At 67.5% G+C, this 10,121-nt stretch carries 7 protein-coding genes and 1 pseudogene; 3 read left to right on the top strand and 5 right to left on the bottom strand.

The features are described from left to right. A pseudogene (locus tag ON44_RS47395) lies at positions 1–484 on the top strand (hypothetical protein); the annotation flags it as partial. Positions 485–948: 464 nt separating this feature from the next. Here ON44_RS47395 and ON44_RS36690 read toward each other — a convergent pair. Continuing rightward, positions 949–1,890, bottom strand: a complete 942-nt coding sequence (locus tag ON44_RS36690; RefSeq protein ID WP_063721691.1) for an alpha/beta hydrolase — start codon at positions 1,888–1,890, stop codon at positions 949–951. A 682-nt stretch (positions 1,891–2,572) separates the two neighbouring features. Here ON44_RS36690 and ON44_RS36685 point away from each other — a divergent pair. Continuing rightward, positions 2,573–3,361 (top strand): IclR family transcriptional regulator, encoded by a 789-nt coding sequence (locus ON44_RS36685; RefSeq protein ID WP_040699097.1) that lies wholly within the window; start codon positions 2,573–2,575, stop codon positions 3,359–3,361. A gap of 349 nt (positions 3,362–3,710) precedes the next feature. Continuing rightward, positions 3,711–5,174 carry an aldehyde dehydrogenase family protein gene (locus ON44_RS36680; protein WP_040699096.1) on the top strand — a complete coding sequence of 488 codons (1,464 nt, stop codon included), beginning with the start codon at positions 3,711–3,713 and terminating at the stop codon, positions 5,172–5,174. Between the two features lie 263 nt (positions 5,175–5,437). Here the strand turns inward: ON44_RS36680 and ON44_RS36675 are convergent, their stop codons facing one another. Genes ON44_RS36675 through ON44_RS36660 form a run of 4 tightly spaced genes read right to left on the bottom strand, consistent with a single transcriptional unit; the run spans position 5,438 to position 9,994 of the window. Beyond that, the gene (locus ON44_RS36675) at positions 5,438–6,310 is read right to left on the bottom strand and encodes a fumarylacetoacetate hydrolase family protein (protein WP_040699094.1); all 873 of its coding nucleotides are present in this window, start codon (positions 6,308–6,310) and stop codon (positions 5,438–5,440) included. Further along, entirely contained in the window at positions 6,307–7,968 is a 1,662-nt protein-coding gene (locus ON44_RS36670; protein WP_040699108.1) for a bifunctional 3-(3-hydroxy-phenyl)propionate/3-hydroxycinnamic acid hydroxylase, read from the bottom strand. Before ON44_RS36670 ends, ON44_RS36675 begins: the two co-directional genes overlap by 4 nt. Positions 7,969–8,022: 54 nt before the next feature. Beyond that, positions 8,023–8,517: a VOC family protein gene (locus ON44_RS36665; RefSeq protein ID WP_040699092.1), complete on the bottom strand. Its 495-nt coding sequence runs from the start codon at positions 8,515–8,517 to the stop codon at positions 8,023–8,025. A gap of 55 nt (positions 8,518–8,572) precedes the next feature. Continuing rightward, positions 8,573–9,994, bottom strand: a complete 1,422-nt coding sequence (locus ON44_RS36660; protein WP_245567485.1) for an aldehyde dehydrogenase family protein — start codon at positions 9,992–9,994, stop codon at positions 8,573–8,575. Positions 9,995–10,121 lie beyond the last annotated feature (127 nt).

The raw sequence follows: 10,121 nt of genomic DNA, 5'->3' as shown, positions 1-10,121 counted from the left end.
GGCCGGGTCTGTCACCACCCGTGCCGGGCAGGTCGATGTGCGCGACGCCGACCAGCGCCACGTGCTCGGTACCCCGATCGAGTCGGTCGCAGGCAATGTCCAGGTGGCGGAAACGGCAGCGGCGCCCGTGCCGGTCGGCGGCTCCGGGGACGTTGTCGGCGATCTGAATCTGGCATGGCGCGCGGCGGGCCCATACACCGGGCTGGCCACGAGCGTCGGCGCCACGGCGGGCGCATTGATCGGTGCGGCGGTCGGCTGCCCGCTCGGCGCGGTCACTCTCGGCAGCCTGGCAACCGTGATGTCCGCGGCAGTGCTGACGGTGCCGGGGATGGTCGGAGGCTGCATCGCGGGTGCGGCGACCACCGCCGCATTCGGCAGCATGATCGGCACCGTCGCCGTCGGCCTGCCGGTCGGCTTGGCCGTGACCGCGCAGAAGTTCAACGAGATCCAAAGTGGCCACGCTCCGGCGGCACCGCGGCCCTGACCGTACTGGCGGAAACCTCTCCTCGCGACACGAGGAGAGGTTTCCGCTTCCAACCGAGATCGGCGGCCTCGACCGCACTGGCCGGGCACAGGCCGTCGGGTATGGGGGCACGCTCGACCTGGAACCGCAACCGATTCTGTCGGCAGGGGTGAACCAGCGACGGCACGGGCTGCTTGCGCTTGGCCCTCGGACTGACCGCCGATCTGCGTCACCCTTGGAGAAAACCCGGACCAGGGCGCCCCAAAGACGCCGAAAACAGACGCATAGCACCGCGTCACAACACGGCAAGACAGCCGAGCACCGGCCTACCAGCACGCTCTACCGGCTACGGCAGGCGATGCCGACAGCGCTCTGCGTGCGCGTCGCGCTGTTTCGACTTCGAGTTTGGCTGCAGCGCAACCTATTTCGAATCCGGCGAGAGCGGGATCGTCCGAAGAGCTGTGATCAGTGGGAATTCACAATCGTCATCGGGGCTCGGCCGACCCCCGCCCAACCCGTTGGAGAAAGGCATCGATGCGATCGTTTGCCTGATCCGCGAGGGGGAAGGGGTATGAGGTGAAGCCATGCACGCCGCCGGGATAGACAGCCAACGCAGCCGGGCTGCCAGCCGCGACCCAGCGGATATGCATGAACAACGAGTCGTCCAGGAACGGATCCAGGGTGCCCACCGTGAACAACGCGGACGGGAGATCCCGCAGATTCGCGTATAGGGGCGACAGATCCGGGTCCTGGCGCTGTTCGCTTCGGGGCGCAACCGCATCGGTACAGGTTCGTATGACCTCCGTCGGAACCGGTATCGCGTCGGCGCCGATCAGCGTCTGACTCGGGGTCATCGAGAGGTCGAAAGTCCCGAAGACGAGGTTCGCCGCCTGGAACCCGGTGGATCCACACCGCTCGCGCAGCCGGACCAGAACGGCGGCCGCGAGGTTCGCGCCCGCCGACTCGCCGCCGATCGCGAGCGCATCGGTTCCGAACAGCGACTCGGCATTCTCGATCAGCCACATCGCTGCGGATTCGGCATCGTCCCATGCCGCCGGGTGCGGGTGCATCGGCGCGAGCCTGTAGTCCACGCCGATGCAGGCGAGATTTGCATTCCGCGCGATCCGCTCCAGCACCGGATCCGACTGCCCTTCTCTGCCATGAACGAACCCACCGCCGTGGAAATGCAGGTAGACGCCCGTGGGGTGGTCCGGAGCGATGACCCGCAAAGCCAGTTCGTGGCCGCCCTGTCCCGTTATCCGGATCGTGTACGCGCGCTCCGAAGGCATCGTGGGAGGCACCGGAAGGCCGCCGCCCGCGCCGAGACCAGCCCGGCCCTTCACCAGCTCGCGAAACTGCTGGTTGAACTCGACTGTTTCGGGCGCGATCGCTTCCGGCCGGAACCATGTCCCATCAAGGTTGCTCACACTATTCGATCCGAAAGTTGTCATCGCGGCCTCGCACCGGTGGCGACCGCCGAGGCACCCATCACATCCCCGTCGACGCTGCTGGCCGCGGGCCAGTTCGTCCGCTCGATGTACTCGCCATCCGGGTGCTGAGCTCCAGTGGCCATTCCCACGTGCATTTCGATTCCTTCCAGGAAAGTCATAATTCAGTCCAGCAATTCGGCGACGACGCGGGGCGGGGCGGCTGAATATCGGCCGCGGGGCGCTGGAGGTCGGGTTCAGGCCCCCTTCTCGATCCGACTGCGACGGATTGCTCGCGTCATCTGGGAACGACCTCGCTATCAGCTCTCCGTCAAGTCCTGATATTACGGATCAACATACTGTAATATAGGACAGATTGAAGCGCAGGGGTTCGACCGTGTCAAGCACCGATGCCCGTGACCCCGCAAGGTGAGCGTGGCGAGCAGCGTCGCGCTTTTGGGTCTGCGTAAGCGCAGGCGGCGCGAGACACGGCAGGAGATCCGGGCTGACCTTCTCCCTTGAACGCCTCACCCGGCTGCACGACAAACGCAACGGAGTCCGACTCCCCATGCCCTGCCTTCAACGATTCAGCCTGGTGTTCGCCAGAGGGCCGCACCATTGTGCCGTCATGAGTCCGTGCCCGTGGACGCGTGGCGGCTCTCCGACCGATTAGAGTGTGCGCATGTCAGGATCAGTGTCCCCCAATTACCGTGAGCGCAACTCCACGGCCGACCGGGCGTTGGACATCCTTCTCATGTTCACCGATGCCCAGCTCGTCGTCTCCGGCAACGCCGTGGCCGAGCGGCTCGGCGTGGCCCGCTCGACCGCGTACCGCTACCTGCAAAGTCTGGTGAACAGCCGGTTCCTGGAAGAGGCGCCAGGCGGCGGCTTCCGTCTCGGGCTGCGCGTCCTGGAGATCGCCAGGCTGGCACGGCGCAGCTACGGCCTGTCGGAAGTGGCGCTGCCGGCGATGATCGCGCTCGCCGACGACATCGGCGGGACCATTCTGCTGACCCGGCGCACCGAAGGGCTCGTCGTATGCGTCGACCGGGCGGAATCCGCGTCGGGCGCCGTGCGCATCACCTATGAGCGAGGCAGCACACTCCCTCTCAATGCGGGCGCGTCCGCGCTCGTCCTGCTCGCTTGGATCCCCGAAGAGGAGGCTCGACGGCTCCTGGAAACCGCAGACCTCCAACGCTTCACTCCCGCCACTCTCACCGATGTCGACACCCTCATAAGGCGGCTCGCCCACATCCGGCGCTCCGGCTACTCGGTCACCCGTGGCGAACTCGATCCCGACGTCATCGGCATCGCCGCACCCATCCGCAACGACCAACAACAGGTGGTCGCCGCAGTGAGCTTCACCGCCCTATCGTCGCGGGTGTTCTCCGAAGCCGAGACGGAGATCGCCCAAAAGCTCCTGAAGACGGCACAGGAAATAGGCGACAGGTTGAGCTCGGTCGCGGACTGATCGGCGACCGGAGACACCGGCTCCGAAGCACGGGCGGCCCGACCGCCGGTCCCCCTCCTTCACTGTCAGCTCCGACCGTGTCGTGGATCGGCTCGCGATTCTTTCCTACTGCGATCACATCGGTGTCGACGCTGTCACGTCGACCCTGATGGAGTCCTGTAATATACGTCTCAAGTCCGAAATATCAGGACAGTGTCGAGCATCGTCGTGGCCGCCGTCTCGAGCGGCTTGGGGCGGTGTCGGCGCCGGGCTGTTCGGAGACACACGCTGCGCACAGACACACCAGTCAACTCGTAAGCGCCGAGCCACCCCTGAGTCCTCCCATTCGAACCACATAGAACGGAACCTCATGACTCTTCTGGACGGAGCCGACTGGCAAGGGCGGATCTTCTCGGGCGGATGGGTCAGGGGCACAGGTGAGCCGCACGACTCCACCGAGCCGGCGACCGGTAAGACGCTGGGCCGCGTCGGCGCAGCCACGCCTGCCGATGTGGACCGTGCCGTCGCGCAAGCAGCACAGGCCCAGCGTGGATGGGCGTCGCTCCGCTACGTCGAGCGGGCCCAGATCCTGCGGCGCGCGGCCGCCTTGTTCGAGAAGCATCACGCGGAAATAGCGGAATGGATCGTGCGCGAGTCGGGCGCCCTTCGGCCATTCGCGGACGTCCAGACCTCGATCGGTGCGGCGGAAGAATGCCACGAGGCCGCGGCGCTCGCCGCGGCTCCCTACGGCGAAGTACTCCGGTCGATCGAGGACCGCCTCTCGTTCTCGCGCCGGCGCCCGGTAGGTGTGGTGGGGGTTATCTCCCCCTTCAATGCGCCGATGACGCTGGCCATGCGGGCGGTCGCCCCGGCACTGGCCCTCGGTAACGCCGTGGTCCTCAAGCCCGATCCGCGCACCGCGATCTGCGGCGGAGTAACCATCGCACGTGTCTTCGAGGAGGCAGGGCTTCCCGATAACCTCCTGCACGTCCTGTCCGGTGGCGCCGACGTCGGTGCGACGCTGGTGGACGACCCGCGTGTCCCCGTCATCGCCTTCACCGGGTCGACCCGGGCGGGGAAGGCGATCGCAACGGCAGCCGCGCAACGGCTGAAGCGAGTACACCTGGAGCTGGGCGGCAACTCGGCATTGATCGTCCTGGACGACTCCGATCTGGACAAGGCCGTGTCCGCCGGCGCCTTCGGCTCCTTCCACCACTCCGGGCAGATCTGCATGGCCGCCGGCCGCCATCTCGTGCACGCCTCGATCGCCGAGGAGTACACCGCCCGCCTCGCCGAGCGTGCCGACGCAGCGGCCGTCGGCGATCCGATGACAGGCGAGGTCGCCATGGGCCCCATGATCGACCAGCGTCAGCTGCAGGCCACCCATGCCGTCGTCTCCGACAGCCTGGCCGCCGGGGCACGACTCGCTGCGGGTGGCACCTACGAGGGACTGTTCTACCGGCCCACAGTCCTAGCCGACGTGCCGCTCACCGCCCGCGCCTACGCGGAAGAAATCTTCGGCCCGGTCGCGCCTGTAGTGGCGTTCCACGATCTCGACGAGGCCGCCCGGCTGGCCTCGGACACCGAGTACGGACTCTCCCTCGGCATCCTGACCCGCGACGTGGCCAAGGGGTTGGCGCTGGCCGACCGTATCCCGAGCGGGCTGGTGCACATCAACGACCAGACCGTGAACGACGAAGCGACCGTCCCGTTCGGCGGAGTCGGCGACTCGGGCAACGGCTCCCGCCATGGAGGTACCTCCGCCAACCTCGAGGCGTTCACCGAGCAGCAGTGGGTCACTGTCCGGAGCGAGATCCCCGGCTATCCGTTCTGAACGTAGCCGCCCTTCGGGGCGGCACGGGCGGGCTGTGCACCGTCTTGGTGCCCGTGCGGATGCACGACTTCGCCGAGCACCCACCTGCACGACGCTACGTCGTGGTCGAGGGTCCCGGGCTCGCACCGGCCTCGGCGAACGCCTTCCCAGCCCGCGAGAGAGCGCCGCCGCGGAGGACGACAGCTCCCTGCCGAGCCCCGTGGTGGCGCCTCACAAGGACCAACCGAGCTTCTCAGCCACGACGCCCCCGATCCGCGCCGCACTTACACCGGCGACCAACCGATGGTCTGCGTCGTCGCCGCGGGATCCTTGACCACGCCATTGCGTAGCTCGCCGATACCCTCGACGACGGTGACGAGTTGCTGACCCGGCCGCAGGAAGACCTTGGGATCGCGGCCCGCTCCGACACCGCCGGGGGTTCCGGTGGCGATCAGGTCGCCCGGCAGCAGCGTGATGATGGTGCTGATGTAGGCGATGATGCGTGCCACGCCGAAGAGCAGGTCGGTCGTGTTGGACTTCTGCATGGTGGACCCGTCGACGCTGCATTCGATGTTCAGCCCCGCGGCACCGCGCGGGAGTTCGTCCGGGGTGACCAGGACGGGACCAACGGGGGTGGTGGCCTCGAAGGTCTTGCCGGAGAGGAACTCCCGGGTGCGGTGCTGCCAGTCGCGGACGGTGACGTCGTTGATGACCGTGTAACCGGCGACGTGAGCCAGCGCACCGGATTCGGGTACGTTGCGGGCTGGGCGGCCGATCACAACGCCGAGTTCGGCCTCCCAGTCGACATCGTCACTGACCGTCGGCATGTGGATGTCGTCGTGGGCGCCGATGAGCGACCCATCGTACTTCGCGAACAGCGTCGGGTATTGCGGCGTAGGGCGGCCCATCTCCTTGATGTGGCTCGCATAGTTGAGGCCAAGGCAAATAATCTTGTTGGGATGCGGGACCAAGGGGGCGAGGGATGCGGCCGCCAGCGGAATCCGTGTCCCGTCAACTGTCCTGGCCCGTTCCGCCCAGTCCTCGCCGGAGGCCAGCAAGGCGCGAACGTCGGCATAGGGCAGCACAACGAATTCGCTACCCTGCTGGCGGGCAGCTGCGGTGCCGTTGTTTGCGGTGCGAATAGTACTGAGCCTCATGGGCGGATTCCTTTGCTGTCGAGGGCAGGAAGATAGTCGGTGAACGGCGTGTCAGCCGCCACGCCGGACGCTGGGACGGGTCCGGGGACGACGAAGCGCCCGAGCCGGCCACCGACGCGTTCGGCCTCGGCAGGGGCGAAGACAGCCGCCACCAGGCGATCGGGACGGACCAGCACGAAGCTCCCGGCCAGCTCGCCGAAGAGGGCATCGAGGCGGCCGTCGTAGTCGGCGACAGCGGTACGGCCAGAGCCGGGACGCGGAACGCGGTCACCGAGCACCACCTCGACCCGGATGCCTTCGGGCAGCCCGGCGCGGTCGGCGCGGTGCCAGTCGGCGTCGGTCACCCCGACCCCGAGCAGGCTCCAGCCCGGGCCGAGGACATCATCCAGCCGGGTCATCTTGGTGTGCGGCCCGTGCAGGACCCGCGGCTGCGGCAGTGGAGTACCAACCAGCAGATGGGCGCGGCCGTCAAAACGGATGACGGCGCCCGAGCTCACCCGAGCAGACGGGCGGTAGCGCATCTCGGTGAGGTAGCGGCGACCCGACTTGGTGCGCATAGCCGCCCGGACGAGCAGGTCGCGCAGCCGGGCGCGGCGAACGTCGGTGGTCATGACGATCCTGCCGAGCCGCACCGAGAGCTCGATCGAGGCTCGGGCGTGTGGGCGGCGCTCACACTCGTAGGTGCCGAGCAGTGCCTCACCCGCTCGCCCGTCCAGTGCGTGAGCGATCTTCCAGCAGAGGTTGACGGCGTCGCGCAGGCCGGAGTTGAGGCCCTGCCCAGCGAACGGAGGCATCATGTGCGCGGCGTCGCCGAGCAAGAAGCACCGCCCCTCACATAGCCGCTCGGCGAGTAATGCGTGAAAGGTGTACACCACCGCACGCTCCACCTGGTCGGAGTCGACCTCCCGGTGCGGCGAAAGCAGCCGCTGGACGAGGTCGAAGCCCGGCGGCGCGCCTGCCGCGCACTCCCCCGGTCTCAGCCGGAATTCGTAACGGCATCTGCCATCGCGGCCGGGGACGATCACGGTGGGCCGGGCCGGGTCGCCCAGGTGCATGCCATAGCGTTCATCGTGCGGGTCGCCGAGAGTGTCGACGACCAGCCAGACGTCCTCCGGGAAGCTGCGTCCGTCCATCGGGACAGCGAGCAGTTCGCGCACCGTGCTGCGCCCGCCGTCGCAGCCGAACAAGTACGCGACGCTGACCTGTTCGTCACTGCCCTCTGTGGGCGTGAGGATGGCGCGCACTCCGTCGGCGTCCTGCGACAGGCCGGTCAGCGAAGTACTGAACCTGGTCTGCACGTGGGGGTAGCGGTCCAGCGCGGTGCGCAGCAGGCGCTCCAGGTCGGGTTGGGCGAAGGGATTCTTGAAGGGGTGGCCGTGGCGCAGATCACCAGGGCCCCGGGCATGGACGAGCGGGCGTCCGTCAGCGCCGAAGTACTTGGTCCCGGTGCCGGGGACGATGATCTCGGACAGCGGGCCGTCGAGCCCGGCGATCTGCAGCGTGCGCAACGACTCGTCGTCGATGCTGATGGCTTTGGCGGCGTCGCTGGTTCCGGGGTTGCGCTCGATGAGCAGGACGCGCACTCCGTACGCGCCGAGTAGGTTGGCCGCGGTGAGACCAGTCGGGCCGGCCCCCACGATCAGCACCTGGGGGAGCATGCTGGCCGGGGGGCCGGATGCGTTGCTCATGAAATGGCCTCCGATGGCACGGGGTTACTGGACAGGCTGATATGCAGGACCCCCCTCGGTGAGCAGTCGCTCCACATCGGCGAAGACAGCCTCGGGCTCCTGATCGAGGTTGAGCGTCTTACGGAAGGGCTGGCGCACGTCGCGGTCCACGCGGAGGTAGACCTCGTTGCGGTTGCCTTCGGGGTCGAAGAAGTAGATCCCGATGGCGTTGCCGTGGGTCACTTCCTGCTGGACAGGAATGCCCTCGTCGCGGAAACGGTGGTGGAACTCGATGACGGTCTCGAGCGAGTCGACCCGCCAGGAGACCTGGTGGGTGAGTTTGGCTCCCGCAGGCGCGGTCCGGCCGCGCTGCAGCACGAATTCGTGGTGCTCCTCCTCGGGTCGCGCGGAGAGGAAGACGATGCCGAGTTCCTCGTCCTCGTCGGTCACGGTGAGACCGAGTACACGTGTGTAGAAGTCGCGCATCTTCTCGAGATCTTCGACCCAGAAGCCGGTGTGGCCGAGTCCGGTGATTGCCATGGTTTTCTCCGTAGCTGCTGTCGATGGTTGGGGGTATGGACGTTTTGTGGTGTGTTCAGGTCATCGAAGGGCGCATGATGTGGAGCACCTTGGCCTGAGTGAACGACAACAAACCGGGCAGTCCGCCCTCCACGCCCAGCCCGCTCAACTTGTGCCCGCCCATGGGCACGTCGGGCCTCAGTGCGCCATGCGTGTTGACCCAGGACGTACCGCATTCCAGTCGTGTGGCGAGCGCCGCGGCCCGTTCCGGATCCGCGCTCCACACCGAGCCGTTCAGCCCGTAGCAGGTTGCGTTGGCCCGGGCCAACGCGTCCTCGACGTCGTCGTACGGCATCACGGGCAGGACCGGCCCGAACTGCTCCTCGTCGACGACCCGTACCCCGGCGTCGAGGTCCCTCAGAATGGTCGGCGCGAAGAAGTAGCCGTCACCGTCCAGAGGTCGCCCACCGGCTGCCGCAGTGGCCCCATTGGCCAGCGCCTCTGCCACCAACTCTTGAACACGGGCGAACTGCGGCCCGGTCGCGAGCGGCCCCAGCTGCGCACCAGGCGACATCCCGTCGGCGACTTTGACCGACCGCGCCCGGTCCGCCATTGCGTCGACGACCTCGGCGTACCGGGCACGTGGGACGTAGAGCCGCTTTATCGCCACACATAGCTGCCCGTTGTTGGCGAACGCAGCCCAGAAGATGGGATCGGCGTACAGGTCGAGGTCGATGTCGTCGAGGAGGATGGCCGCATCGTTGCCGCCCAGCTCCAGGGTGAGGCGCTTGAGGTCGGACACAGCCGCCAGCGCGACACGCTTACCGGTGGCGATGGAACCCGTGAACGACACCTTGCGGGGGACGGGGTGTACGACGAGCCGTGCGCCCAGCGGGTCACGACCGGTGATGACATTGAACACGCCCGGCGGCAACACATCGCGGAGGGCGACTCCGAGCGCGAGGGACGACAAGGGTGTGTAGGGAGAAGGCTTGAGTACCACCGTGTTTCCGGCCAGCAGGGCGGGCGCGAGTTTGAGCGCGGCGAGGCCCAACGGGAAGTTCCAGGGAGTGATCAACGCCACCACCCCCATCGGCTGGGCCAGCAACTCGATCCGCTGCGCGTCGTCGTCCGAAATCACCTGCTGTGGCACGTCGAGGGCGGCCGTGCTGCGCAGGCTCAGCGCGACCACTTGGAGCTCGAACCGGGCATCGGGCAGCGGCTTGCCCTGCTCGAGGGTCAGCAGGGGCGCGATTTCCTCGGCGACCTCTTCTATGCGCGCGGCCGCGGCGAGCAGCGCGGTGCGCCGAGTGGCGATGTCCTCGCGCCAGCGCGGGAAAGCGTCGGTGGCCGCCTGCAGCGCATCGTCCAGTTGGGCCGGTGAGCAGTCGGGCGCCTGGGCGAAGACTCGGCCGGTGGCAGGGTTCTCCACCCCGAAGGTGTCACTGGTATGGACATCCTTTCCGTTCACGGTCATCGAATAGTTGTGCTGGGTCACGGTGCCTCCTGGTTGGTGCGACGATTCCGGCCTGGCTGCCCCGACGGTGGTTCCGGCCCGGCGTACAACCAGTCGCGGCGACCGGTCCCGAACCCCCGACGGGCGTAGGCGACGACGGAATACCGCA

The organism is Nocardia vinacea NBRC 16497 (assembly GCF_000308835.1).
GTDB classification, from domain to species: domain Bacteria; phylum Actinomycetota; class Actinomycetes; order Mycobacteriales; family Mycobacteriaceae; genus Nocardia; species Nocardia vinacea.
Note: the sequence above shows the minus strand (reverse complement) of the source record. Positions and strands in the feature narration are given on the sequence as shown.